Raw genomic sequence first — 26,524 nt, forward strand, 5'->3', positions numbered from 1 at the left:
GGCGTGAGATGAAACTCAATCAACAACCGGAGCTGAAAAAGGCAATCCTTAATCTGCCGCAGGCGGAGAAGGACAAGTTGTTGGTTCGGTTGATTAACAAAGACGGGATGTTGGTTAGGCAGCTGCATTTCCAATTGCTGGAAGATGAGGCTGACTTGGAGGAACGCACGGAAGAAGTTCTTGGCAAATTGGGCGAACTGATAAACCGGGCTGTGGGATACATCCCCAATGCCCTCCGGTCGCGCAATGCGGACGCCCTCATGGGTGAGCTGAAATATGGGAGCGGTATGATCAATGAACATGCGACCATTACAAAAGATAAAATGAGTGAACTGCGGTGCCGATTGTTCCTCGTATTGCAAAGTTTTTCCCACTTCGGCCCGTTGTTTGAGGAACATTTGTACCAGCTGAACGACCGGCTGCTGCAATACCAGACGGGCCGGATGAAATATATCCTCGGGAAATATGACAAACTGCATGAAGATTTGCAGTTTGAATTCCGGGATGAACTAAATGATGCATTGGCCTTTGCGTACCGATCGGGCATGAAGCCTTATATGGAGGCGCAGGGCTTACCTAATGAAGTATGAATAACCCAACAAAGAAAATCATCGTTACCGGCGGCGCCGGGTTTATCGGGTCGCACGTGGTGCGTAGGTTCGTAACCACCTACCCCCAATACGAAATCATCAACCTAGACAAGCTTACCTACGCGGGTAACCTGGCCAACCTGACGGATATCGAAACGGCGCCCAATTACCGCTTCGTGAAAGGCGATATCACCGATGCGGTATTTATCGAAGAGCTGTTTGCAAAAGAGCAACCCGACGCCATTATCCATTTAGCAGCGGAATCGCATGTAGACCGGTCGATCAGCAGCCCCAATGAGTTTGTGCTTACCAATGTGGTGGGTACCGTTAACCTCCTGAATGCCGCGCGCGGGCAGTGGGTAGGGGCGTATGACAAGCACCGTTTTTACCACGTATCTACCGATGAGGTATATGGTGCACTTGGCAATACGGGCATGTTTACGGAAGAAACCGGATATGATCCCCATTCGCCCTACTCGGCGTCCAAGGCATCTTCGGACCATTTCGTACGTGCATACCACGATACGTATGGGTTGGATACCGTTATTTCCAATTGTTCCAATAATTACGGCTCGCATCATTTTCCGGAAAAGCTGATCCCGCTGGCCATCAACAACATCAAGAACAATAGGCCGGTACCGGTTTACGGCAAAGGGGAGAATGTACGGGATTGGTTGTGGGTGGAAGACCACGCACGGGCCATTGACGTTATCTTCCATCGGGCTGCGACAGGGCAGACCTACAACATCGGAGGGCATAACGAATGGAAGAACATCGACCTGATCCGGCTTCTATGCAGTATCTTGGATCGGAAATTGGGCCGGGCCGAAGGCGAATCGGCCAAGCTGGTTACCTTTGTGAAAGACCGGGCGGGACACGACCTGCGCTATGCCATCGATGCGAGCAAATTGAAACGCGATCTCGGGTGGGAACCCAGCCTGCAATTCGAAGAGGGCTTGGAAAAAACGGTCGATTGGTACCTCGCCAACGAGGACTGGCTCAACGACGTCACTTCGGGCCACTACCAGCAGTATTACGAGGAGCAGTATACCGAGCGCTAGCGGGGGATCAACCCGTTCTTCAGCAGAAAGCCGGCGTCGACTTGCTTATCGACACGTATATAACCGGGGTAGTTGAGTTGCTTGTTCCCCAATGCAAGTGTGGGTTTGATGCTGAACGTAAGATTCACCTTCTCATCGGTGGAACCGTTGCGGGCGCTTTGGATGAAAGCGAGCAGTTTTTGGAGCGTCTGTTGGTCGGATAGGAATTTGTAGACGTTGGTCTGTAGCTTCACCGGTACGGCAACGGTTTCGCCGGCTGGCACCTCGATAGGCAGGTCTGACGTGCCTTCCAAGACTTCCCTGCCTTCTACGGCGATTTTATAGGCGAACTGCTGGATGCCGGCCAGGTTGCCGGTCGGGTTGGTGATGCTCAGGTTCAAAATGCCCGACAGGGGGATGTCGCGATTGAGGAAGCCCAAGGCCACACCGGGCAGCCTACTGATATCTACCCGCCCATTGGCCACCAGTTTGTTCACGTCTGTACCTGCCAGGTATACACTATCGGCCGAGACAAAGGTATACTGGCATTTTTCCAGGGCCCGCAATGCTTTCGCTTGCCGGTCCACCCCACAACCTGTAAAGAGGACGACCACCCCCACTATCAATAACATCATTCTCATGGCGCAGCACGCACAACATTGGGGCCAAACTCGCTTCGATTGTCTGATTTAGTTGACGGATTGTTTGTAATGGTAAACTAACCAGCAAAAAATGGCCGGTTTGCCGGCCATTTTTTATCGTATGTTAGTGTTATATGTCCGTATGATGCTTACCGGCTGCAATCGGCCGTCCATGTGCCCTCATCGTTCGTTACCCCGATGTCCAATGAGCTTGCTGTAATTCGGATGCCGGTAAGTCCGTCACCGATACTGACATATACATTGTCATCTCCCTCTTCGAATCGTACGCCGGTGATATCAGGAATGCCGCTGCCGAATATGAAAGAATACGAACTGCCTACTTTGGTCACCGTTACTTTCCCGTCATCATCAATGATGGTTTCACCCCCACCATTGAACGTTATTGTACCTTCATACGTTCCTACAAATAGGTCCCTGTCGGCAGGATCCGTGTCTTTGTCGCACGCAACCATAAACATCAATGATACCACCACCAATGTTCCAATCATCTTCATTGTTTTCATAGTATTCTCCTTTTTGTTACATCTAAGATGGACAAGCAGCGTGCCAAAATGGCCCGGCACAATCGGGGCGTACGCAAATCCCCCACCTTTTGCGTACCTTTGGAAAATCGAGTTTCGTGCGGATGATGGTGGTGGTTTAACAAACAATTATAGGTAAGAAAGGCATGTTGTTCAAGGAAATAGGTGGGCAAGAGGTGGTAAAAAAGCACCTACTCAACACGGTGCGAGAAAACCGGGTGAGCCATGCTCAGCTCTTTTTGGGGCCGGAGGGAAGCGGGAGCTTGCCGTTGGCGGTAGCCTATGCCCAATACCTGAACTGTGAAAACCGGCAGCCGGCCGATAGCTGCGGGGAATGTGCCTCCTGCCGTAAATACAATAAGCTGATCCATCCCGACCTCCACCTGTCTTACCCTTTCTTTGCGAAGCATAAGGAAGATACGGCGGCAACCTATGCCGACGAGTGGCGCAGGGCTTTCCTAAGCAATCCGTACATGGGCATAGGCTATTGGCGGAATCAACTGGAGGCCGAAAACAAGCAAGCCAACATCAACATTGCCGAAGCACACCACATCATCAAAAAGTTGAGTCTGAAGGCTTTCGAAGCGAAGTATAAGGTGCTGATCATGTGGTTGCCCGAGTATTTGGATACCCAAGGCAATGCCCTGCTGAAACTCATTGAAGAACCGCCCGAAAACACACTATTCCTGCTGGTGGCGGAGAATTCCGACAAGATATTGAATACCATCCTATCGCGCACACAGTTGGTGAAGATCAATCGGCTGGACAACGGCAGTGTGAGCCGTTACCTCATCGATACCCACCGGGTGAGTGAGCAACAGGCTGAGGAAATTGCCTTTATCAGTAACGGGAACCTGCAGCAGGCAATCAATTTATTGGCCGAAGATAGCAAAGGTTATTTTGACCTGATGGTGCGCTGGCTGCGTTACTGCGTGATGGATGCCGGTGCCGATATCGTCAAGGCCTGCGAAGAGGAATTGTCGAAGTTGGGCCGTGAAAATCAAAAAAGTTTCTTACTTTACGCCATTAATATGATGCGGCAGGCGGTATTGTTTAAAGCCGATATGCCACAATTGATCCACTTGCCCGGTGACGAATTGGATTTCGTGCAGAAGTTTGGCAAGCGCTATCAGTTGGAGCAGGTGCAAGAAACGGTCCGCCTACTCGAGGAGGCACACTATCATATAGAACGCAATGCGAATCCGAAGATATTGTTTTTAGATTTATCTTTGCAGTTAGTTTTAATATATAAATATCAAACGTTCCGCCGACAGGCGGACTCTATATATAACGATTATTATGGGATGTAGCAGTTGCTCATCCGGCGGCGGGTGTGGCAGCACACCGGCGGGTTGCCAGAATCACGGCACCTGCGGGACGAGCGGATGTAATAAGTTGAACGTATACGATTGGCTGGCCGATATGGACATGCCAACAAATTATAAACCCTTTGATATTGTGGAGGTCCGGTTTAAGGGGTCTCGGAAAGAGTTTTATATCAACCACGAAAACTTGTACCTCGAAATGGGTGAGATGGTTGCCGTAGAGCCCAATACGGGGGGATATGACATTGGCCATGTGTCGATGACGGGCGAACTGGTGCGCCTGCAGCTGAAAAAGAACAGGGTGACTGCCGAAAGCGTAACCAAAAAGATCTACCGGAAGGTGACCGACGCGGATATAAAAAAATGGCAGGCAGCGAAAGACCTGGAATGGGAAACCATGCACCGTGCCCGAAAGTTGGCGCTGGACCTAGGCCTGTCGATGAAAATCAGCGACGTGGATTACCAAGGGGATAAATCGAAGGCAACATTTTACTATACGGCCGATGGGCGTGTCGACTTCCGCGAATTGATCAAACGCATGGCCGAATCTTTCCGCATCCGCATAGAAATGCGCCAGATAGGCATGCGGCAGGAGGCCAGTAGGTTGGGCGGCATAGGGTCGTGTGGGCGAGAGCTCTGTTGCTCCACCTGGCTTACGGACTTCAAAACCGTATCGACCTCGGCGGCGCGGTACCAAAACCTGTCGCTCAATACGCTTAAACTGGCAGGGCAATGCGGCAAGCTTAAGTGTTGCCTCAATTACGAGCTGGACAGCTATATGGATGCGCTTAAAGATATCCCCAATAATATCGAGCGCATAGAAACGCTGCGTGGGGTAGCATTCCTGCAGAAGACCGATATTTTCAAAAAGCTGATGTGGTTTAGCTATCCGGGTGAAGAAAACTGGATACCACTGACTACAGACCGCGTAAAGGAAATCAACCAACTCAATAAGGAAGGGGTAAAGCCCGAGGAAATCGGTGCCGTGGTGCTGGAGGAAGTAGTGGAGGAGAAGCCCGTAAGTTACGACTACGAAAATGTGGTGGGCCAGGATAGCTTGACCCGCTTGGATGATCGCAATAAGAAAAAGCGCCGTGGTGGAAAGGGCAAGCGGAAGCCCGATGGGAACCGGGCAGCACCCAGAACCGAAAACAAAACCGAAAACAAGCCGCGTGCGGCAGGACAGGTGGCACCGAAAAAGGACGGCGCACCCGATACCGACGGAAAGCCGAAATCAAAACGGCGTTTCCGCGGGAATAACCGTAAAGGGAAACCGGGCGGCTCGCAACAACCGGGCGGGGCACCAAATTAGCGACCCATGCAACAGGGACTGACAGGATGGAGGTTGATCGTTGCCTTCGTTGGGATACTGGCCGCATCGTGTACCGACACGGCGGTGCTGGACCGTAACGTAGCGATTGCTGATCATACGTGGCATTATGATGACCAGCCCGATTTGGTGGCACATGTCACCGATGCAGGTCAGCCGTACCGTGTTTATTTGAACCTGCGCCACACGCCGGACTACAAGTATTCGAATATCTTTTTGCTGGTCCACCGATCGGGGCCGGGCATCCGCGATACGGCGGAACGGTTTGAACTGCGCCTTGCCGAGCCCGACGGCCGGTGGGTGGGCCGTAGTACCGGCAGTATGTATGCCCACCAGCAGCTCATCAAGGATAACTTCCGCTTTCCCGATACGGGAAAATACCACTTCGCCATCGAGCAGAACATGCGGGAAAATCCGCTGCGGGAAATTGCGGATGTGGGTATCCGCATTGAGCCCGTAACGCAATAGGCACAACGATGGAAAGACTGCACCGCCTTATCAAGCATCCGTATTTCAGCTACCTGTACGTTTTCATAGTGGTGTTCTGCCTCATCTGCCTGCTTGCTTTGCCGAATGGCCATCCGCTGACAACCTACGCCGTGATAGCAGGTGTACTAATGTTCGTACTGCACCGCTATAGGAAGCGGCTATTGAAACAGCACTGAACAAATAAACCACCCTCTAAAAACAATTCTAGGCTTCCCTTGTTATAAATGCATTGCGTGGCGGATAGCCAGCATACATTTGCTTTTGTTTTTGGCCATATCGAACCCGTGGCCGAACAACCAATTAATTACAAACTAACACATCAGTATGAAAACAGCTGTATTGTTTTTTCGGCGCGTTGTCGGCTACGTTGGCGCGCTGTCGGTATTGCTATGGGCAATGCCAGGGTATGCCCAAACAGGGGGTATACAAGGGAAAGTACTGGACGAAAGCCAGCGGCCTCTTGAAGGCGCTTCCGTGCACATCATCGAATTGAATAGGCAGGCCGGAACCAATGAAGATGGGAATTATTCCTTTACCGGCGTTCCCGACGGTAGCTATACCCTTACGGTATCCTACATCGGTTATGAACAGGCCGAACGCACGGTCACGGTTTCGGGGTCGGTACAGACCGTGGATTTCAACCTCGTATCGAGTGGCGAAAGTCTGGATGAGGTGGTGGTGATCGGTTACGGCACCGCCCGGAAACGGGACCTTACCGGATCGGTGGCGTCCGTGCAGGCGAAAGATTTCAACAAGGGGGTCATTGTGGCACCCGACCAACTGATCCAGGGCCGTACGGCTGGGGTGATGGTCATCAATAATACCGGCCAACCGGGTGGTGCCACGACGGTGCGGATACGGGGTAACTCGTCCATTCGCGCGGGGAATAATCCGCTCTTCGTAGTGGATGGTGTTCCGCTATCGGGCACATCCGCGCGCCCGGGTGCCGGCGGGGGTGGGTATGGATCTGACGGCGGTAACCCGCTTAGCTACCTCAATCCGAATGACATCGCCAGTATGGATATTTTGAAGGATGCCTCCGCTACCGCAATATACGGCTCGCGCGGTGCGAACGGCGTCGTGCTGGTCACCACGAAGCGCGGCCAAACCGGCGCCCCGACACTGAACGTGATGGCATCAACGGGCTTTTCCACGTTGTTGAAAAAGCCCGAGGTGCTCTCGTCCAATGAATTTAGGCAGGCGGTTCAATTTTATACACCCGATGATACCGGAGCGGACCACGGTGGCGATGTCTATGCCTTTGATGCGATTACCCGCACGGCCGTGACCCAGAATTATAACCTGGACGTATCAGGGGGCAATGCTGAAGGGCGTTACCGGATTTCCGCGGGCTACCTCGACCAGAACGGTATCATTGAAACTTCGCGGCTACGGAAGTACACGGCCAACCTGAGCAGTAGCTTCCGCTTCTTGGAAAGCAAGAAGCTGGGGCTGGATGTGAACCTGCTGGCGACGCAGAACAACGAGAACATTGCCCCCATCGATTACGGCGTGGGATTCGAGGGAAATGTTATTTCGCAAGCATTGCAATGGAACCCGACCTTACCGCTGCGGGGTAGCGATGGCTCGCTGACTTATCAATCGCCCTCGCTTATCAATCCATTGACAGCACTTCAGGCGTACAAGGACATTTCGGCAGTAAATACCATCTTGGCGAGCTTTACCCCTTCCTATAAAATAACCGACGAACTGGAGTATAAGCTGATGTATAGCTACACCCGGCAAACGGGCAGGCGTACCGGCCGGTTCGTCGCAGGGATGATCAACCCGAGCAATGTGAACAACGGCAGTGCGACCATCGGCAACGATTTCGAAACCAACCACCAACTGACCCATACGTTGTCGTTCAACAAGGACATTACTCCCTTGCTTAACCTGAATGCCGTGGTAGGGTATGAATACCTGAGTTTCGACACGCGGTGGAATCGACAAAGCGGAAGTGGTTTTTCGGAGCTGGGCGATCTGGATTATTGGGACTACCTTGATTACTCCATTGCCAGTAACCGAACGGTTGATTCTTACCGGTACCCGACCAACGAGTTGCAGTCGTTCTTTGCCCGGGCGGCATTCAACTATGCAGATCGGTATTTATTTACAGGGACCATCCGCCGTGATGGCTCTACCAAGTTTGGTGAGAACAACAAATACGCGAATTTTCCATCGCTGGCGTTTGCATGGAACGTGTCCAACGAAGGGTTTATGCAGGGCAACGAACACATCAGTAATCTGAAAGTACGTTTGGGCTGGGGGCAGACCGGCAACCAAGAGTTCCCTTCGGGGGCCTCGAAAGACCGGTTCGTATTTGGTGCTCAGAGCGTGAGACAGGAGAATTTCGGTAACCCGAACCTCCGATGGGAAAGTTCGGAAACGATCAATGCGGGCATTGATTTCGGTCTGTTTAACCAACGGCTCTCGGGAACGGTCGACTACTTCAGGAAGACGACCACCGATGCGTTATTCGAACAAACACTTGCCCAACCCGCACCCAGCGGCAGGATATGGGTGAATCTCGATGGCGAGATCGTGAACGAAGGGGTGGAGTTGGCATTGGCGGGGAGCGTGATTCAGAGCGATAGCTGGAATTGGAACGTGGCGGCCAATGCGACCTTTCTGCGGAACGAGGTGAGCGGATTGCTAGGGTACTATGAAACCGCGGCGCTTCGCGGGCAAGGCTTCTCGGGTGTATTGGGCCAGCGGATGGTGAGCGGCGAGCCGCTCAACGTGTGGTATTTGGCCCGGTTTGAGGGGATTGACCCAACGACGGGCATGAGCATGTACCGCGCGTTGGATGGCGACGTAAGTACAGCGGTAGACCCAGCATTGCACAAGTTTTACGTGGGTAGCCCCAACCCCACATCCTTGCTGGGTATATCGACCGATATGACCTACAAACGGTTTACCGCCACATTGAACATGCATGGCGCCTTTGGCCACTACCTGTTCAATAATACGATGGCGACGGTATTGGGTGTGAATAACCTATCTAATCGGAATATTGCGAAAGTCAATTTTGAACCACAGGCAAATGAATCTACTTCCAACTCGGCTGCGCCTTCAACCCGGTATTTGGAGAAAGGCGATTTCCTGAAATTATCTAACGTAAGCCTCAGCTACAACGTAGGTAACCTTGGGGGGATACGCAATGTAAATATCTCGCTCACCGGCCAAAACCTGTTTGTCTTTACCGGCTACAACGGGTTTGACCCGGAGGTAAACACCGACGGTACAACCAACGGGATACCGTCGCTTGGTATCGAGTATATTCCCTACCCGCCGGCCCGTACGTTTTTGTTAGGCCTTAATTTTTCACTGTAAACGTTGGAACCATGAAGACATTAAAAATATATCGTGTAATTATATTGGCTGTTGCGGGCTGGTCCCTTTCTTGTACCGATCTGAACGAACAGCTGCGGAGTGAGCTCGAACAAGGCGTGTCGAATGTGAATACGGCCGATTTACTCATCAGTGCGTACTCTGCGTTATACACTCCGTACCACCAAGACCAGCGATGGGTGCTTGAGGAGATTTCTACCGATGCCGCCATGGCCCCCACCCGGGGTGGCGACTGGGACGACAACGGGATTTATCGGGCAATCCACCAACACACGTGGAATGCCGATAACTCATTTATGAACAGTACGTTCACCAATTTGCTGGGTGCGCAGTTTCAAGCATCAAATGTGCTGCGTAACGACCCTAACCCGAGGCAGGCAGCCGAGGCCCGGTTTATCCGTGCATTGAGCATGTATGATGTATTGAGCCTGTGGGGCATGGTGCCTTACCGCGAGGAATTGGATGATTTCCGGGTGCCGCCGGTTACGCTGCAGACGCAGGAAGCCATCGATTTCATTGCCGGTGAACTCCAAGCGATCATGAACGACCTACCCGATGGAGGCGCGGCCTATGTGGCCAACAAGAACGCAGCCCGGGCATTGCTGATGAAGCTGTACCTCAACAAGGGCACGTTCCTGAACCGCGAAAACCCGGCATTCGATGCAGCCGACATGAACCAGGTAATAACCTTGGCCAATGACATCACCGGAAGCGGTGAATATTCGGTTTCGGCACCGGGGAAATATTTCGATAATTTCGCACCCAATAACGACGTGGTTTCCACGGAGAATATTTTCACCCTCTACAACGAATTTGGCGTGCGGGGTGGGAGCATGGACCGGACCTGGAATACCGTTGCCCATTACAACATGACACCGGGCGGCTGGAATGGCTGGTGTACCCTATCGGATTTCTACGATTTGTTTGTGGAAGGCGATGAACGGCTGGGTATTGCCTATGGTTACCCAGCTGATACCATGGATAACCCCGGTAATCGGCGGAATGTGGGCTTTCTCGTGGGCCAGCAGTATAACTTGGAAACCGATGCGCCGCTGATGGCGAGGAACCCCTCGTCTCAACCATTGGTGTTTACACCCGAGGTAACACTCAGGACATCGGGAAGCACGCTGGAAACAGCTGGAATTCGGGTGATGAAATATGCGTTTGACTACGGTGTGCCTTCCGGGCAACGCAACAATGATTGGGTGGTGTTCCGGTATGCCGATGTATTGCTGATGCAGGCGGAGGCCATCCTGCGTGGTGGCAGCGGTGCGGAGGCTGATGCACGTGCCCTGGTAAACGATATCCGCGAAAACCGCGGAGTGGAACCGCTCGCTAGACTGACACTCGACAACCTGCTTGACGAGCGGGGCCGCGAACTATATTGGGAGGGATGGCGGAGGCAAGACCTCATCCGGTTTGGCAAATTTTTGGAACCCTGGCAGGAGAAACCTGCCGATGCAGGACCGCACACACTTGTATACCCCATACCGAGCCAACAAATAGCGGTAAATCCCAATTTGGAGCAGAACCCGGGCTACTGATAACACCTGGCTAACGGCAAAAGCAAAGCCACCACAGACCGGGTGCCCACCCGGTTTGTGGTGGCTTTTTTATGGATGGATAGTTTGTTTTCCAGGAATGCACCTACGGAGTGATATTTTTTATTGTTGATTATCAGCTGTTTAATATAATATATACTACTATGTATTGCATAGTACAAACTAAAACATATATCTTTGTATTATGATAGTAGATAACACGCAAACCCAAATGAGGAAAGGGATACTCGAATACTGTATCCTTTCGATTATCTCGCGAGGCGAGATATATGCCTCAGACATCATCGGCGAGCTAAAGAAAGCGCAGCTGCTGGTGGTAGAGGGTACCTTATATCCTTTGCTCACCAGGTTGAAAAATAACGGGCTGCTCAGCTACGTTTGGAAAGAATCCACCTCGGGTCCGCCACGCAAGTACTACCAAATTACGCCGGCGGGGACAGACGTACTCAACAAATTGGATACCACATGGGAGGAGTTGGTCTTTGCCGTGCAGACATCTACTGCTGGACGACCGCAAGAAGCGGGTGGAGAGGAACCCGATGGTTTGGCGAGAAGCGACGAAGAAGAAGGAAGCAACTAGCCAGAGGCAAAAAAGCAAATAACAGAAAAGCAAACAAAAAGACAATAAAACCACAAGAAAATGAACAGGACCATCATCATTAACATAAACGGCATAGTCTTCCACATCGAAGAGGATGCTTATGACGTGTTGCGCTCCTATATGATCGAGGTGAAGAAGCACTTCGGTAACACGATAGATAGCCACGAAATCGTGGGCGACATTGAAAACCGCATTGCGGAGATGTTTAACGACCGTATTGTACAGGGCAAAAAGGAGGTCATAACAATGCAAGACGTCAATGACGTCATTGCGCAGATGGGGCGCGTGAGCGACTTCGAGACCGACGGCCCGGCCGAGGAAGGCTATACGGCACAGGAGGGGTACGATTTCCCGCCCGCTAGTGGGGAACGCAAACTGATGCGCGACCCGGACGATAAGGTGTTCGGCGGTGTTTGTAGTGGGTTGGGGCATTATTTTGCCATCGAAGCCCGGTGGGTCAGATTGATTCTTGTGCTGCTGTTCGTCTTTGGTGGTACGGGGTTATTGCTTTACGTCATCCTTTGGATCGTGATGCCACTGGCCCGCACACGTGCCGACCGGATGGCCATGCGTGGCGAAGCACCCAACCTGCAGAACTTCAAACGCAGTTTCCAGGAGGAGATGGAGGGCCTCCGTTCAAATTTTACCGGAGCCGAGGAGGGTATTAAGCGCGGACTCAACTCGGCTGGGAATTTCTTGATGCGTGTATTTGTGGTGTTCGTTAAGGTGATTGGTGTATTGGTGATCGTGGGGTTGTGCGGTGGGCTGGTTGTATTGGTGGTTGCCATCATTGCTAGCTTTGGTTTCTTCGGAGCCGACGCCGAAATGGCCATGTTTCCGCTCAATGTAGTCCAACCCGATTATCGCACACCGATGTTGGTCAGTGCACTGGTTGTAGCGGTTATTCCGTTTATCGCATTGGTTGCACTGATCATCCGCATCTTGTTCAATCGCAGTGCCATGGGGCAATACACGGGATTCACTCTGCTGATTGTCTGGTTGATCGCCGTGGGTTTTACGGTCGTCTATGCTACGCGTACGCTCAACGACTTCCGCGAAGAGAGCACAGTGGTGGAAGAAAGGCCGTTGGAGCAATACCCGGTGTATCACCTCACGAGAAATGATATGACGGTGATACGGCTCCAGCGCGATTCATCGGACCGGATATCCCATATCCGCCAACGGGCGGTTACCCGAAACCGGAATATCCTCGATGGGCAAAGCCGTATGCATCTGCGTATCGTAAAAGTAGACTCCTTGCAAACACCTTCGCTCACCTATGAGTATTCGGCACATGGGGCGACCTACGAAAAGGCGGCTGAGCGGGCCGGAACAATCGACTACGATTTCCAGCAACAGGGCGATACGCTCTCGTTTGGCAGCCATTTCCGCATTGCCAATGACGACCTGATGCGTGACCAACGGTTGTACCTCAAATTGAATATTCCGGTTGGGGCCAGGTTGGTTATCGACAGGGACCTGCAACGCCATATCTGGGATCTCCCGTTCAATCAGTGCGAAGAAAATTACGGCTACTCGGACCGGCCCGATAAGACGGAGTGGGTGATGACAGCTTCGGGATTGAAATGTGCCATTGCACCTCCGCCCCCGGAGGAAGCGCCCGTGATCATCGATACGGTCGTGTACCAAAGAGACAGTGTGTTGGTTGATCCGGAGCCGGCAAATGAGTAGGGATCGATATTCAAGGAAAAATTGAAAATAATTTCGGTAACGATGCAACTTTTCGATAGGTCACTGCGTCTTACCAACGGTACCTTGGTTTACAAAAGACAAATCACAGCGAAGGGGCACTTGCAGAACCATAGATGGGAACAATGCTCGTTCATTAAAAGCAAATAGCACATAACACATACGTTTTCAATTAGTTAAAAAGGAATTGGCTTTTTGACGGGGGGATGGATTGTGCAAATTAAAACGACAATGACACAGATTTATATATGGATAACAGCACTCTTCATTAGCTACGGCATGGGCACACATGCACAGCAAGGGAGCCTTACTGGGAAGGTGGTCGACGAGCAGCAACAGCCGCTCGACCTGGCTACGGTACAGTTGCTGAATGCAGGGGATTCATCGGTTATTCGTACCGTTTTCCCCGATGAGCAAGGAGGGTTTACCCTTACGGGGATCGCACCGGGGAGTTATCGGGTTACGGCGGTACTTGTGGGTTACGAGGATGCCTTCAGTGAACCGATCGAGGTTACATCGGTCTCAAATCGTATAACCGTCGGCACATTGGTGTTGAAGATAGGCAACACGGTACTGGATGAGGTGGCCGTGGCAGCACCGCAGCGGCCCTTGGTGGAACGCCGGGCCGATATGCTTGTGGTCAATGTGGAGAACTCCACCTTGGCGGCTGGCAATACCGCCATGGATATTCTTGAACGCTCACCCGGTGTAGCCGTAGACAAGGACGACAACATCAGCCTCATGGGCAAGCAGGGTGTTACCGTGATGATTGATGGCAGACAAACTCATCTTTCAGCCGAACAATTGGCTAACTTCCTCCGGAATACGGATGGTAACACCATCAAATCCATCGAACTGATTACCAATCCGTCTTCTAAGTACGATGCTTCGGGAACGGCAGGCATGATCAATATCGTGCTCAAGAAAAACCGGTTGGCGGGCACCAATGGTTCGTTGACATTGGGTGCCGGTTACGGATTCGGCCACAAGGCCAACACGTCACTCAACCTGAACCATAAGCAAGGCCCGGTGAACGTGTATGGCACTTATAGTTACATGAACAACAGGGGAGGCAATGAAATCGATATTTTCCGGTCTATTTTGCTGCCCGGCGGAGCCAATACCGATTTCCAGCAGTACACCGAATTTATGCGGCACAATTCGAGCCACTCCTACCGGGCCGGTGCCGACTACCAAACGTCTGACCGCAACGTGATCGGCGTATCGCTCAACGGGTATATCAGCGGTAATGATAACGATAATTCGAGCCATACCCTCATTGGGCAAACCATCTTGTCGCCCGATTCGACGCTTACCACCGCGTCGATTTTCGATGGTAGTTATACGAGCTTGGCCGTGAACGTAAACAATCAGTTCACCATCGATACCAATGGCCGCAAGTTGGTGGCCGATGTCGATATTTCCCGTTTCTCCAACCATAACAAAGCCGACTACAACAATACGCTTTTCCTGCCTTCGGGAGACATGAAAGACGAGCCTTTGCTGTCGCGCAGTGACATGCCTACCATCATCGATATCCGGGTGGCCAAAGTGGATTATACCCATCCATTTGGAAAGGATAACAAAATAGAAGGTGGTTTGAAGTATAGCAACGTGGCGTCTGACAACGACATGCGCTTTGAAAACCAGGTGGGCGGTGTGTGGGAGAACGCAGGTAACCGGAGCAATCACTTTGTATATGAAGAACAGGTGGCCGCCGCCTACCTCAACTACCATACCCAGTTGGGCAAATGGGGATTCCAGGCCGGGCTCCGTAGTGAATATACGGTTTCGGATGGCAACTCCATCACGCTGGCCAACCGCATCAAGCGTGATTATATCGACTTTTTCCCGAGTGTGTTCGTAAATTACAACCTTTCGGACAACCACCAGTTGGGCCTTTCATACAGCAAGCGCATTAACAGGCCGAATTATGGGAACCTGAACCCCTTCGAGTATTTTCTCGATCAGTATACGTTCGAAAAGGGCAACCCATATTTACGGCCGGAATATACCCACGCGTTCGACCTGTCGTACACCCTGTCGCAGCGTTATAACCTGAGCGCGGGCTACAGCCGCACAAACGACGTGATTGCCGAATCGATGAATCAAAATGACGAAACGAAGCAGACGTGGGTATCGCGGGATAACCTTGCCAAACAGGACATCTGGTATGCCAATGTAAATGCTCCGGTGAAAATCACAAAATGGTGGGATACAAACAACAATCTGAATGCGTTCTATATGGCTTTTGATGGGCCGTTGAATGGCCAATATCTGCATCAGGGACAGTTTGCTTGGCAGCTGCGCAGTAACCATACCTTTACGATATGGCCAACCTTTACGGCAGAAGCATCGGCAAATTACCGCTCGTCACTGATCTACAGTGTGTATCGCATCGGGGCGCAATGGTCGGTCGATGCCGGGCTGAACAAATCGTTCTACAACAAAAAAGTAAACTTGAAATTTTCGGTCAGCGATATTTTCGATACCCGCATACAGGACGTTCGGACGCGTTTTGGCGGCTTGCATGCCATTATCAATCAGAAAAACGAAACAAGGGTTGCGCGGCTTACCCTAACCGTCAACTTCGGGAATCTCAAGAACGGCGCCCGCCGTGAGACCCAAAGTGAGGAGAAAAGCCGTATCAATATGCCTTAGTGTGTTTGGGCATATAAATTTGTGGTTCGCCGTCCCGCCCCAGGCGGGGCGGTTTTTTTTGTTCACATTCGAAATCCTTATGTTTGTATACATACGTGATGCCGAAGGGATATGGTTAAACCAATAATAACAGCTATTTTTATATGTACGTCACTCGTTATGGGCACCGTCGGACGTGCACAGGAAATCCAGCGCATCGGCTCACCACTGGTACAGCAATACACGAAATCTGACTATAAAGCAGGAAACCAGAACTGGGCGGTAGCGGTAGGGAAGAATGGCATTATGTATATTGCCAATGCCGATGGGCTGTTGGCGTTTGATGGCCAGTATTGGACGTTGCATCCGCTGCCCAATAAGAGTACGGTTCGGAGCGTTGCGGTAGACAGTACGGGCCGCATCTACACCGGCGGCTTGGGCGAGTTTGGTTACTGGGAAGATGCAGGCTACGAACAGATGCGCTACCAATCGATCAGCCAACTGCTGGGAAAGGAACAGCAGGTGCGCGACGAAGTGTGGAAGATAATTGTGGACGGCGACCGCGTACTTTTCCAGACGTTTTCCACGATATACATCTACGAGGATAACAGCCTTCATCCGGTACGGGGTGGGGGGCAACCGTTCCTTTTCTTGCACCAGGTGCGCGGCCGTATCTTCATTGAGTTGATCCCTTCCGGTCTCCACGAGCTGATGGGCGATAAGTTGGTGCCGCTCAAAGACAAGGATATGCTGCGGGATGCCAATGTCCTCTCCATGCTGCCATTTGGCACCGGCGAAATATTGATAGGTACCTCCAAATCGGGGTTGTACCTCATGGACAGTACCGCTACCATACGCAAATGGGACAATGCTGCCGATGGAGTATTGCGGGCGGCACAACTCAATAACGGCTTGAAGGTGCTGGACCATTACTATGCGTTCGGTACCATCCTCCAAGGGGTGGTGGTGATGGATGAGGCCGGGCACATTGTACAGCATCTCCACAAAGGCAACGGCCTGCAAAATAACACCGTGTTGGGCATGCATTTGGATCACCAACGGAATATATGGGTAGGGCTCGACAATGGGGTAGACCGGATTGAAATCAATGCGCCGCTATATTATTATGCCGATAATACCGGCAGCATCGGTACGGTCTATGCGGCGCGTATTTTTCAGGGTAACATTTATCTGGGCACCAACCAGGGGCTGTTTTACAGCCCTTGGTCCATCGGTGAGGGCTACCATCCCTTTTCTTTTTCCCTCATAGAAGGATCGCAGGGCCAGGTGTGGGACCTCACCGTGGCGGATGATGAGCTTTTGTGTGGCCACAATGATGGAACATTCAAGGTGTCAGGCAATCGGCTCGTGAAACTATCGCCGATTACCGGCGGATGGACACTCCGGCAAGCTGCGGATCGGCCGAATACCTTACTGCAGGGGACGTACACAGGGTTGGCCATTTTTGAGCGGTCCTCGCAGGGCTGGCAATTTTCGAACCGCGTGGGCGGATACAACGATCCCACCCAGTTTATTGTGCCCGTATCGGATACCGAGGTATGGGCTAGTGGCTACAAAGGATTGCGACACCTGACGTTGGATACGCAGCTGCAGCGGGTCAGTGATATCCGTAGCTACGATACCGCCAATGGGTTGCCCCCAAGTACATTTGTGAATGTACTGGAGTTGGCGACACGCCCGGTGTTTGCCACGGACAGTGGTTTTTACCGCCACGACGAAATCACCGATAGGTTCTATCCCTACGACCAGCTGAATGGACAGTTGGGTTCGTTCGCGTTTTCCAACCGGGTAATCCATGCCGATAGCGGCCGTTATTGGTTTATCAACCGTGCGCGCATCGCACTGGTTTATTTTGGCCCGAAAGGAGAGATCCAAGTGGATTCTACGCGGTTTGCCACGCTCAACGGGCGCATGATGAAGTTTTATGAAAGCATTAACCGTGTGCGGGACGACCTTTACCTGATCAGCCTTGACGATGGCTTTGCCATTTACCAAGCCGCCGATTCGGCGGTCGTCCAAAAGCAGCACCTGCCTTCGCCGCTTATCCGGGCGATGAGCAATATCACCGACAGTCTTTCGGACAGGTGGTATACCGTTGGTACCGCCCCCGAAATCCCCTACCGACACAACAACGTCCGCATCAGTTTTGCCCTGCCGTGGTATAGCGCGATTCCGTTGCAATACCAATTTTACTTGGAGGGTTATTCACGGACTTGGTCGGAATGGAGCGAGGCTGCCCAGAAAGAGTTTACCAACCTGACGCGCGGTAGCTACCTGTTTAAGGTGCGGGCCAGGACGGCGGATGGTACCGTGTCGAATACCGCCGAGCTGCGGTTTACGATTTTACCCCCTTGGTGGCTCTCCTGGGGTGCATGGATAGGGTATGCATTGCTCTTCGTTGCCGTATTTGTAGGAGGTCGGGGCTGGTACAAGCGTAAAATCAGAAAACACCAGGAGCTGATACAAGCCAACATGGCGAAGAAGCAACGTGAACTATTGGCCAAGGAAATTGAAGAAAATGAACAGCGGCTTATCAAGGTTAAGAATGAGCAGTTAGAAAGGGAGCTGGCTAGTAAAAACCGGGAGTTGGCCAATACGACCATGAGTATCGTTTATAAGAATGAGCTGCTGAATAATGTGCACGACGAGATGCTGCAGCTACACGATAGCGAAGGGCGGAAATTATCGAACGAGCAACTCCGAAAAATCAATAAAATCATTGAGGATGCCCGGAGCGATGAGCGCGACTGGCATGTTTTTGAAAAGAGTTTCAACGAAGCGCATGAGAACTTCTTCAAAAAGCTCAAGGCAGATTATCCGGAGTTGGTACCCAATGATATGAAGCTCTGTGCGTACCTACGGATGAATATGAGTAGCAAGGAAATCGCTTCGCTACTCAATATTACCACGCGCGGGGTGGAAATCAGGCGGTACCGGCTGCGGAAGAAACTGAACCTGACACAGGATAAGAACCTGACCGAGTTCCTGATGGAAGTATAAACTTTTCTTATGGTTCCGTTATGGCGTAGCCTTACAATGGTTGCGGAGAGAGCGGTAAAGTTGCTTTTTTAAGCAACTTTACCTAAGTTTGCGCCATATTATACAGTACATTATGGCCAAAGCTTCAGAAGTAAAAACCGGTAATATTTTGCGTTTCAACGGTGGGTTGGTGTCCGTTGAGGAATATATCCACCGGACACCTGGCAACTTGCGGGCATTCTACCAAGCCCGGATGCGGAATGTTAAAACAGGGAAACTCGTAGAATACCGTTTCCGTACCGACGAAGAAGTAGAGATTGCCCGGGTGGAAACCAGCGACTATCAATATCTTTATGAAGAGGGCGACACGTTCGTGGTGATGGACAATACCTCGTTCGAACAATTCAATATCCCCAAACAGCTTTTCGGTGACTCGGCACGTTTCTTGAAAGAAGGCATGCAGGTGTTGGTGGCCATGGAAAGCGAAGAGCCGATTATGGCACAGGCACCTACAACGGTAGAGTTGGAAGTAACATATACTGAACCCGCGGTGAAGGGAGACACCTCAACCAGCGCATTGAAAAATGCGACCGTTGAGACGGGGGTTGAGATCAAGGTGCCGCTTTTCGTTAACCAAGGGGACCGGGTGAAAATAGATACGCGCTCGGGCGATTACGTGGAGCGGGTAAAATAACGTATCCAGATTTTTAGATTTAGGTTGGTTATCCGGTCTTGAGGCTCTCCGCTTCAAGGCCGATGTTTTTTGTACCATAGTATGCGAGTTGATGCATCCATCCACTAAACAAGAACTGCGCGAAATATACCGCGAAAAGCGGATCAGCCTTTCGGCCGAGCGATTTCAGCGATTGAACAATCAACTGATGGAACAGGTAAAAGCACTGGAAATGCTTCGGAGGTGGACGGTGCACCTTTTCCTTCCCATCGCCGGCAATAAGGAGCCGGATACCTATGCAATGGCTGCTTGGTTGCGGCAGCAATACCCGGACATACGGCTCGTGCTTCCCAAGACAGCCCGCGGGAGCCGGGAAATGAAACACCTCGTCTGGGATGTGGGGACGGTGTTGGTGCCCAACCGATGGGGCATACCCGAGCCCGAGGCAGGAACCATCGTACGACCCCATGAAATCGATGTGGTGTTTTTGCCCTTGCTCGCTTTTGATGAGCGTGGTAACCGTATCGGTTACGGCAAAGGTTTCTATGACCGATTTCTAGCGAACTGCCGTCCCACGACTCAGAAAATCGGGTTGTCGCTGTTTGAGGCCGTGGAAACCATTAGCGACGTATCTGCGCACGATGTAGCCATGGATATTTGCGTGACGCCCACCCGGCTATGGCACTTCAATACAGCACCCTGAATTTTATCGTATTGTCGATCTGCCGGAGTTGCCGCAGCAATTGCTTGTCGTATTGTGTGTCTACATCCGTTACAGCATAGCCTATGTCGCCTTTGGTCATCAGGAACTGGGCGGCGATGTTGATGCGGTTTTCGGCAAAGACCTTATTGATTTGGGCAATGACGCCGGGCACGTTCTGGTGGATATGCAGCAAGCGATGGGCTTTATCTATTTTGGGCAGCTGTAGATTCGGGAAGTTACGGCTGAGGTACGTATCGCCTTTATTGATGAAGTCGGCCATGCGGCGTGGAATGAACTCACCGTTGCGTTTCTTGTCTTTTTTATCATCGAAGAGCACGATTCCCTTTTCATTGCAGATATCCCGGTTCACACCCGGTTTGCTGTCGCCGAGGTAACCGATTGTTTTGAGTTTATCGGCCCTTGCCAACTGCTCATCGGCTAGCGTCACGTCTTTTCCCAAGAGGAGCATACCGACATCTTTGGTATATTTTTCTTCGAAGGTCTCCTTTACGCGGATGGAGAAACCATCGCGTTTGAGGATATGTGCAGCAATTTCGGGTACGTCGCCCACGATAAGGCAGAGAATCCGGTTTTTCGGGTAGGAGATAGCCCGCGGGAGATCATTGACATATAGAAACTCGTCAAAGCTGGGCGTTACGTGATCTGCCTTTTCCGATACGCTCTTGCGTTCGATGTTCTCGGTAAAGGCGAAGAAACGCTCGATCATCCCCGATTCCTTTAGTTGGAAATCGGAATAGCCATCGCCGATGCCGTAGATTTTACCGGGCAATTGCAATTGCTGCAGGAGTTTCACTTTGCCTCCTTCTTCCGACAGCGGATTGCCCTCGTCATAACCGGTTATGTTTCCGTCTTCATCAAAGGTGAACGTGTTCGCATATACGTTTTCTTTCTTGATGTGATAAGGAATCACGACGGGAAAAATGAACTCCTTGAACCCGCCGGAAACGATCAGTACACTGTCGGCATTCTTCTTGAAAAATTCCTTGTTTCGTGAAAAGGACCTTGACACTTTCTTTTTCAACACCCAGATGAGCTTGGCGAGGTGTTCGCGGTTGGCCTCTAATAGCCTTACGCGCGCCGCGAGGCTTTCGCGGAACGATAGTTGGCCATTCATGGACAGGTTGGTAAGGCGCTCGATCTCTTCGTATACCAGCTCCTTCGCCGGGTGGTTGGCCAGTGAGATACGGGCCAGTTCGTCTAATGCCTCCACTTGGGTGAAGGTGCTGTCAAAATCGATGATGTAGTAGCTTTTCAATGTATGTTGTTATTACAGTTCTGAGCAAATTTCGCGTAAGGTCTTTGTGATGGGTTTGAATACGATACCGGTGGCGGCAACCACTTTGCGGTTTGAAAAACGCAACCGGCCGCGTGCTGATCTGGCGGCCTCGCGCGTAATGAGCGGGCGTTTGCCCGTAAAAAGTGCCAGCAAACTTGCCGCACGCCAGGCGATGCTAAGCATCCAAGGCGTGGCCCGGTGTTTCGGGGCGGACCTACCCAAATAGCTGCTGCATTGTGCCAGCAGTTCACGATACGTCATGTTCACGTTGTTCAACAGGAAACGTTCCCCGGTGATGGTTCCATTATCCATGAGCAACACCATCGCGCGGGCGGTATCTTCCACATCGATGAGGCCGATGGACCCTTCCGGATAGAAATTGAGCCCTTTACGGAGTAATGAGAAGATGGCTCCACTGGTGTCGTAGCCTTCGGTTCTGGCCGAAGCACCGATGATGAGTGATGGGTTTACGATAACGGCATCCAGTCCTTCGGCAATGCCCCGCCACACTTCCATCTCGGCTTCATGTTTGGCAATGGCGTATCCGGGCTGGCCGGGCGTATATTCCCATAGGTCGTCTTCGGTAGCCTCGCCATTGTGCTTCGCCTGCCCTAAAGCGGCGATGGAACTGACATGCAATAACCGCACCCGGTGTTGCAAAGCTAGGTTCACTACATTTGCCGTCCCGGCCGCATTCACTGTCATCAGTCGCTGCCTGTCGGCGGTGTGGTAAGATATCATTCCTGCACAGTGGTAAACCTTGGTGACTCCGTAAAAAGCATCACTTAGCGCAAAGAAATCATTGATGTCGGCGTTTACCCACTCAACCTCTTGTAAGCCAATAAGCGCTGGGGGGATAACCGACGTATCCCGTTTGGTAGCCCGCACGGCCACGCCCGAAGCGAGTAATTGTTTGATGAGTATCGCACCAAGAAAACCTGTTCCTCCTGTTACTAAAACCACCGTTGCAGCATAGTTTGATGATAATGGCTCAAAAGTAAGGTAATAAAAGGATATTTCCGCTACAAAAACTTTCTCTTGGCAGCGGGGGGACCGATAAACATAGCGATTTGATTGATGCCGAAAAAAGACAAACAAAGTATCAATAACTTAGCGAAGCGATTTGATTGATGCCGAAAAAAGACAAACAAAGTATCAATAACTTAGCGAAGCGATTTGATTGATGCCGAAAAAAGACAAACAAAGTATCAATAACTTAGCGAAGCGATTTGATTGATGCCGAAAAAAGACAAACAAAGTATCAATAATTTATCTAAGTTTGCCAACAACAAGCAACGATCATGTCCTTATCGGTTTTCTTTTCACCTCTTTCTCCCCATGACTTTACTCCCGACACCGGTTTCTTCCGATCGCAGATCGGAGCGTCTGTCCGTCTGTTCGATCGCGACTTTCCGGATTTGGAAGGGGAGAAGCCGGATTTAGCCTTGTTTGGAGTGATGGACGACCGGATGGCCATCGGTAACCTAGGCTGCGCAGACGGGGCAGATGTGGTCCGGAGCCATTTGTACGGGCTTTATCAAGGCGAGTACACACTTCGGTTGGCCGATCTCGGCAACATCCGGGCAGGGGAGACCGTTACTGATACCTATGCGGCTGTGAAGGCGGTATGTGAGGAACTGATCAAATCGGGTATCGTACCCGTCATCATCGGTGGGGGGCAAGACATTACGTATGCGCAGTATCTGGCGTATGAGAAACTCGAGCAGCGCGTAGACGTGTCCATCATCGATTCGAAGTTTGATATTGACCAGGAGCAAACGGAAAGCGCGCCGCTGAACTCCCGGACATATATCAACCACATCATTCTGCACGAACCGGATTACCTGTTTAACCTGAACAACCTGGCTTACCAGACCTACTTCGTGAGCAAGGAATCCATCGCCATGTATGACAAGCTCTATTTCAATGCAGTGCGGCTTGGCCTGATTGCGGGTAACGTGGGGCAAGTTGAGCCGGTTATCCGGTCGGCAGACATGGTGAGCTTCGATCTGGGAGCCATACGCTATTCAGACGCGCCCGGAAGTGCCCATACAACGGTTAATGGGCTCTTTGGTGATGAGGCATGTCAAATCTGTCGGTATGCCGGGATGAGCGACAAACTCACCTCCATCGGCTTCTACGAGTACAATCCCGTACTCGACCGCCGCGGCCAGACGGCCATGCTGTTGGCGCAGATGATCTGGTACTTCATCGACGGATTCTACGGCCGCAAACACGATGCGCCGCTCGTGCCCAAGTCGGCGTACATTACCTACCGTACCAGCGTGCATAACGACGCCTACGAACTGGTTTTCGTAAAGAGCAAGAAATCGGACCGATGGTGGATGCAAGTTCCCTATTCGGGATCGAAGTCGGTAAACGAACGGTACTACCTGGTACCTTGCCGTTACGAGGATTATCAAACCGCCGTTTCGGGCGAAATGCCGGACCTGTGGTGGAAAACGCACCAGAAATTAGTCTGAGGCTACCCGAAAACCGCTTGGAATACCTCTTCTACACGGGCTACTGGCTTGATGTCGATGCGGTAGCTGCTACGGTCCAGGCCTTTGGTATTGTATTTCGAAAGATAAATCGTTTCGAAACCGAGCTTTTCGGCTTCTCCTATCCGTTGCTCGATGCGATTCACCGCCCGGATCTCGCCTGAGAGCCCTACTTCGCCGGCGAAAGCCATGGTGGCTGCTACGGCGATGTCTTGCTGGGAGGAGATGATGGCCACGATGACTGCCAGATCGATGGCAGGGTCCTCTACGCGCAAACCACCCGCAATATTGAGGAAGACATCTTGGGCGCTGAGCCGGAAGCCAAACCGCTTTTCGAGCACGGCGAGCAGCATGTTCATGCGCCTCGTATCAAACCCGGTCGACGAGCGCTGCGGCGTACCGTATGCCGAATTGCTCACCAGCGCCTGCACCTCGATCAGCATGGGCCGCAACCCTTCCAGTAGCACAGCGATAGCGGTGCCACTGGTGCCGTCTTCGCGTTGCGACAGAAGGATTTCGGATGGGTTGCTTACCTCGCGCAGTCCCGAGCCCTGCATTTCGTAAATACCCAGTTCGGAGGCCGACCCGAACCGGTTTTTCACCGCCCGCAGAATGCGATAGGCGTGGTGCCGATCGCCCTCGAACTGCAACACCGTATCTACCATGTGTTCGAGCACTTTCGGGCCGGCAATGCTGCCGTCTTTGGTGATGTGGCCAACGATGAATACCGGCACGGCCGTTTCTTTGGCGAAACGGAGTAGCTCGGCAGTACATTCGCGTACTTGCGATACACTGCCCGGCGCCGAATCTACCTGGGCTGAATGCAACGTTTGGATAGAATCGATGATAAGCAGATCGGGAGCGACCGATTGGACTTGCGCGAAGATATTTGCCATAGCGGTTTCGGTGAGGATGTAGCAATTGGCTTGCGATGCCTGCGAAATCCGTTCTGCCCGCATTTTGAGCTGCTGCTCGCTTTCCTCGCCTGAGATATACAAGGTCTTCGCCTTCATGGTGAGGGCGAGCTGTAACACGAGCGTGGATTTGCCGATACCCGGTTCACCGCCGATGAGCACCAGCGATCCACGGACAATGCCGCCACCCAATACCCGGTTCAATTCCCGATCGGGCGTAACCAATCGGCTTTCTGCCACATGCTGGATTTCGTGTATCACGGCGGCTTTGCGCGATGGTTTCGTCGTTCCCGAAGTGGTTCGCCACTCGGGTGTGCGGGCGCCAGGCCGTGCTATCACTTCTTCCACAAATGTATTCCATTCGTTGCACGATGGACACTTGCCGAGCCATTTGGCAGATTCGTATCCGCAGTTTTGGCAGAAAAAAGACGTCTTTGTTTTGGTCATCGTTAGTTCTCTTGGGCAGCCATCACGCGCAAAACATTCTCGCCAAGGATTTTTCGGACATCGCTTTCGGTATATCCCCGTTGTAGGAGGCCCTCCGTAAGCTTAGGGAAATCGCTGCAATCATCGAGCCCTTTCGGGGTGGATGATATCCCGTCGAAATCGCTGCCCACGCCTACGTGGTCGATGCCTGCCACCTTCACCATGTAGTCGATATGGTCGAGCAACAACGACATGGGTGGGCGGAGTTCTTCTTTGGCTGCGGCGGGCAACCGGCCGAATTTCGCGTCGCTTGAACGCCGTACACTATCTTTGGCGGTTACGTATTTTTCATATAGCCGATTGATTTTCGTGTAATGCATGGGGTCTAGAAAGCCCGAATAGAAATTAAGGCAGATGACCCCACCGTTTTCGGCAACGGCTTTAATTTGGTCGTCTTGCAGGTTGCGGGGGTGCGCCATCAGCGCATAGGCGTTGCTATGCGATACCAGCACGGGTTTGTTGGTGGCCTCCATGGCATCGAAAAAGGTCTGTCTACCTACATGCGAGAGGTCTACCATCATGCCCAATTCATTCATCCGATGGATGACCTGGCGCCCGAAATCCGTCAGGCCCTTGTGTTTCAGTTTCGTGGGGTTGCGGCTTTCATCCGTAGCGGAGGTTGCCCAATCGACGCTGTTATTCCAGGTGAGGGTAAGGTACCGTGCTCCACGGGCAAATAGGCTGTCGAGGTAGGCGATGCGGCCCTCGATCATGTGGCCGCCTTCCACACCGATCACTGCGGCAATTTTTCCTTGCGCAGCGATACTTTGTATGTCGGCGGCATTCATCGCGAGGGCAATATCTGCCGGGTAATGCTGGATAACATTCATCAACCCATCGATTTGTTTGTTGGCGTATGCGAAGGCGGTGCCCTCCCCGTATTTTTCATCGCACCATACGGCAAAGACCTGCACATCAATACCGCCTTCTTTGATGCGGGGAAGATCGGTGTGGCCGGAGTTTATCCGCTTTCCGATGTCTTTGCCCCGCATGACAGACTGGTAGAGCACATCATTGTGCGTATCGATAACGAGTGCTGCCGTATGGATACGTTGGGCCTCCTGTGCAGGTAACTCGCCTACGGAGAGGACGGCTGCGACCAATAGCCTGGTTTTAATATTCATAA

General features: G+C 51.8%; 21 protein-coding genes. 15 read left to right on the forward strand and 6 right to left on the reverse strand.

From position 1 onward, the window contains the following. Positions 1 to 8 precede the first annotated feature (8 nt). Entirely contained in the window at positions 9 to 590 is a 582-nt protein-coding gene (locus ACEVG1_RS03855) for a hypothetical protein (RefSeq protein WP_374742244.1), read from the forward strand. Then, positions 587 to 1,651: a dTDP-glucose 4,6-dehydratase gene (rfbB, locus tag ACEVG1_RS03860; protein WP_374742245.1), complete on the forward strand. Its 1,065-nt coding sequence runs from the start codon at positions 587 to 589 to the stop codon at positions 1,649 to 1,651. Before ACEVG1_RS03855 ends, rfbB begins: the two co-directional genes overlap by 4 nt. On the opposite strand, the gene ACEVG1_RS03865 is transcribed toward rfbB, so the two are convergent. Both ACEVG1_RS03865 and ACEVG1_RS03870 read right to left on the reverse strand, forming a co-directional pair. Beyond that, on the reverse strand, positions 1,648 to 2,265 hold the full coding sequence (locus tag ACEVG1_RS03865) for a hypothetical protein (RefSeq protein WP_374742246.1): 618 nt from the start codon (positions 2,263 to 2,265) through the stop codon (positions 1,648 to 1,650). The genes rfbB and ACEVG1_RS03865 overlap by 4 nt on opposite strands. Positions 2,266 to 2,420: 155 nt before the next feature. Continuing rightward, positions 2,421 to 2,795 carry a hypothetical protein gene (locus ACEVG1_RS03870; RefSeq protein WP_374742247.1) on the reverse strand — a complete coding sequence of 125 codons (375 nt, stop codon included), beginning with the start codon at positions 2,793 to 2,795 and terminating at the stop codon, positions 2,421 to 2,423. A 164-nt stretch (positions 2,796 to 2,959) separates the two neighbouring features. Between ACEVG1_RS03870 and ACEVG1_RS03875 the strand changes: the two genes are divergently transcribed. From ACEVG1_RS03875 to ACEVG1_RS03930, 12 genes are all read left to right on the forward strand, one after another. Then, entirely contained in the window at positions 2,960 to 4,123 is a 1,164-nt protein-coding gene (locus tag ACEVG1_RS03875; protein WP_374742248.1) for an ATP-binding protein, read from the forward strand. Further along, positions 4,113 to 5,450, forward strand: a complete 1,338-nt coding sequence (locus tag ACEVG1_RS03880) for a stage 0 sporulation family protein (protein ID WP_374742249.1) — start codon at positions 4,113 to 4,115, stop codon at positions 5,448 to 5,450. The genes ACEVG1_RS03875 and ACEVG1_RS03880 overlap by 11 nt, the downstream gene beginning before the upstream one ends. Before the next feature lie 6 nt (positions 5,451 to 5,456). Next, entirely contained in the window at positions 5,457 to 5,936 is a 480-nt protein-coding gene (locus tag ACEVG1_RS03885; RefSeq protein ID WP_374742250.1) for a gliding motility lipoprotein GldH, read from the forward strand. An 8-nt stretch (positions 5,937 to 5,944) separates the two neighbouring features. Further along, positions 5,945 to 6,133, forward strand: coding sequence for a hypothetical protein (locus ACEVG1_RS03890; protein ID WP_374742251.1), 189 nt, complete (start codon positions 5,945 to 5,947; stop codon positions 6,131 to 6,133). Between the two features lie 148 nt (positions 6,134 to 6,281). Then, positions 6,282 to 9,293, forward strand: coding sequence for a SusC/RagA family TonB-linked outer membrane protein (locus ACEVG1_RS03895; protein ID WP_374742252.1), 3,012 nt, complete (start codon positions 6,282 to 6,284; stop codon positions 9,291 to 9,293). 11 nt (positions 9,294 to 9,304) lie between these two features. Beyond that, complete coding sequence (locus ACEVG1_RS03900) at positions 9,305 to 10,855, forward strand: RagB/SusD family nutrient uptake outer membrane protein (RefSeq protein WP_374742253.1); 1,551 nt, start codon at positions 9,305 to 9,307, stop codon at positions 10,853 to 10,855. Positions 10,856 to 11,057: 202 nt separating this feature from the next. Then, positions 11,058 to 11,453 (forward strand): PadR family transcriptional regulator, encoded by a 396-nt coding sequence (locus tag ACEVG1_RS03905; RefSeq protein WP_374742254.1) that lies wholly within the window; start codon positions 11,058 to 11,060, stop codon positions 11,451 to 11,453. Between the two features lie 60 nt (positions 11,454 to 11,513). Next, entirely contained in the window at positions 11,514 to 13,166 is a 1,653-nt protein-coding gene (locus ACEVG1_RS03910; protein WP_374742255.1) for a PspC domain-containing protein, read from the forward strand. Between the two features lie 249 nt (positions 13,167 to 13,415). Beyond that, entirely contained in the window at positions 13,416 to 15,845 is a 2,430-nt protein-coding gene (locus ACEVG1_RS03915) for a TonB-dependent receptor domain-containing protein (protein WP_374742256.1), read from the forward strand. Between the two features lie 159 nt (positions 15,846 to 16,004). Next, positions 16,005 to 18,845 carry a triple tyrosine motif-containing protein gene (locus tag ACEVG1_RS03920; protein WP_374742257.1) on the forward strand — a complete coding sequence of 947 codons (2,841 nt, stop codon included), beginning with the start codon at positions 16,005 to 16,007 and terminating at the stop codon, positions 18,843 to 18,845. Between the two features lie 112 nt (positions 18,846 to 18,957). Continuing rightward, positions 18,958 to 19,518: an elongation factor P gene (efp, locus tag ACEVG1_RS03925; RefSeq protein WP_374742258.1), complete on the forward strand. Its 561-nt coding sequence runs from the start codon at positions 18,958 to 18,960 to the stop codon at positions 19,516 to 19,518. Between the two features lie 91 nt (positions 19,519 to 19,609). Next, the gene (locus ACEVG1_RS03930) at positions 19,610 to 20,200 is read left to right on the forward strand and encodes a 5-formyltetrahydrofolate cyclo-ligase (protein WP_374742259.1); all 591 of its coding nucleotides are present in this window, start codon (positions 19,610 to 19,612) and stop codon (positions 20,198 to 20,200) included. Here the strand turns inward: ACEVG1_RS03930 and ACEVG1_RS03935 are convergent. Continuing rightward, complete coding sequence (locus ACEVG1_RS03935; protein WP_374742260.1) at positions 20,184 to 21,476, reverse strand: HAD-IB family phosphatase; 1,293 nt, start codon at positions 21,474 to 21,476, stop codon at positions 20,184 to 20,186. The two genes, ACEVG1_RS03930 and ACEVG1_RS03935, sit on opposite strands and share 17 nt — an antisense overlap. Before the next feature lie 12 nt (positions 21,477 to 21,488). Further along, positions 21,489 to 22,460, reverse strand: a complete 972-nt coding sequence (locus ACEVG1_RS03940; RefSeq protein ID WP_374742261.1) for an NAD-dependent epimerase/dehydratase family protein — start codon at positions 22,458 to 22,460, stop codon at positions 21,489 to 21,491. 338 nt (positions 22,461 to 22,798) lie between these two features. Here ACEVG1_RS03940 and ACEVG1_RS03945 point away from each other — a divergent pair, with 338 nt between their 5' ends. Next, entirely contained in the window at positions 22,799 to 23,980 is a 1,182-nt protein-coding gene (locus ACEVG1_RS03945; RefSeq protein ID WP_374742262.1) for a formimidoylglutamase, read from the forward strand. 2 nt (positions 23,981 to 23,982) lie between these two features. Here the strand turns inward: ACEVG1_RS03945 and radA are convergent, their stop codons facing one another. Then, positions 23,983 to 25,359 (reverse strand): DNA repair protein RadA, encoded by a 1,377-nt coding sequence (gene radA, locus ACEVG1_RS03950; protein ID WP_374742263.1) that lies wholly within the window; start codon positions 25,357 to 25,359, stop codon positions 23,983 to 23,985. A 2-nt stretch (positions 25,360 to 25,361) separates the two neighbouring features. Then, positions 25,362 to 26,522, reverse strand: a complete 1,161-nt coding sequence (locus ACEVG1_RS03955) for a dipeptidase (protein ID WP_374742264.1) — start codon at positions 26,520 to 26,522, stop codon at positions 25,362 to 25,364. Positions 26,523 to 26,524 lie beyond the last annotated feature (2 nt).

The organism is Parapedobacter sp. 2B3, from assembly GCF_041925275.1.
GTDB lineage: Bacteria > Bacteroidota > Bacteroidia > Sphingobacteriales > Sphingobacteriaceae > Parapedobacter > Parapedobacter pyrenivorans_A.

Coding starts and splice junctions, on each gene's coding strand:
- ACEVG1_RS03855 (WP_374742244.1), top strand. CDS start 9: ATGAAACTCAATCAACAACCGGAGCTGAAAAAGGCAATCCTTAATCTG.
- rfbB (WP_374742245.1), top strand. CDS start 587: ATGAATAACCCAACAAAGAAAATCATCGTTACCGGCGGCGCCGGGTTT.
- ACEVG1_RS03865 (WP_374742246.1), bottom strand. CDS start 2,265: ATGATGTTATTGATAGTGGGGGTGGTCGTCCTCTTTACAGGTTGTGGG.
- ACEVG1_RS03870 (WP_374742247.1), bottom strand. CDS start 2,795: ATGAAAACAATGAAGATGATTGGAACATTGGTGGTGGTATCATTGATG.
- ACEVG1_RS03875 (WP_374742248.1), top strand. CDS start 2,960: ATGTTGTTCAAGGAAATAGGTGGGCAAGAGGTGGTAAAAAAGCACCTA.
- ACEVG1_RS03880 (WP_374742249.1), top strand. CDS start 4,113: ATGGGATGTAGCAGTTGCTCATCCGGCGGCGGGTGTGGCAGCACACCG.
- ACEVG1_RS03885 (WP_374742250.1), top strand. CDS start 5,457: ATGCAACAGGGACTGACAGGATGGAGGTTGATCGTTGCCTTCGTTGGG.
- ACEVG1_RS03890 (WP_374742251.1), top strand. CDS start 5,945: ATGGAAAGACTGCACCGCCTTATCAAGCATCCGTATTTCAGCTACCTG.
- ACEVG1_RS03895 (WP_374742252.1), top strand. CDS start 6,282: ATGAAAACAGCTGTATTGTTTTTTCGGCGCGTTGTCGGCTACGTTGGC.
- ACEVG1_RS03900 (WP_374742253.1), top strand. CDS start 9,305: ATGAAGACATTAAAAATATATCGTGTAATTATATTGGCTGTTGCGGGC.
- ACEVG1_RS03905 (WP_374742254.1), top strand. CDS start 11,058: ATGATAGTAGATAACACGCAAACCCAAATGAGGAAAGGGATACTCGAA.
- ACEVG1_RS03910 (WP_374742255.1), top strand. CDS start 11,514: ATGAACAGGACCATCATCATTAACATAAACGGCATAGTCTTCCACATC.
- ACEVG1_RS03915 (WP_374742256.1), top strand. CDS start 13,416: ATGACACAGATTTATATATGGATAACAGCACTCTTCATTAGCTACGGC.
- ACEVG1_RS03920 (WP_374742257.1), top strand. CDS start 16,005: ATGGGCACCGTCGGACGTGCACAGGAAATCCAGCGCATCGGCTCACCA.
- efp (WP_374742258.1), top strand. CDS start 18,958: ATGGCCAAAGCTTCAGAAGTAAAAACCGGTAATATTTTGCGTTTCAAC.
- ACEVG1_RS03930 (WP_374742259.1), top strand. CDS start 19,610: ATGCATCCATCCACTAAACAAGAACTGCGCGAAATATACCGCGAAAAG.
- ACEVG1_RS03945 (WP_374742262.1), top strand. CDS start 22,799: ATGTCCTTATCGGTTTTCTTTTCACCTCTTTCTCCCCATGACTTTACT.
- radA (WP_374742263.1), bottom strand. CDS start 25,359: ATGACCAAAACAAAGACGTCTTTTTTCTGCCAAAACTGCGGATACGAA.
- ACEVG1_RS03955 (WP_374742264.1), bottom strand. CDS start 26,522: ATGAATATTAAAACCAGGCTATTGGTCGCAGCCGTCCTCTCCGTAGGC.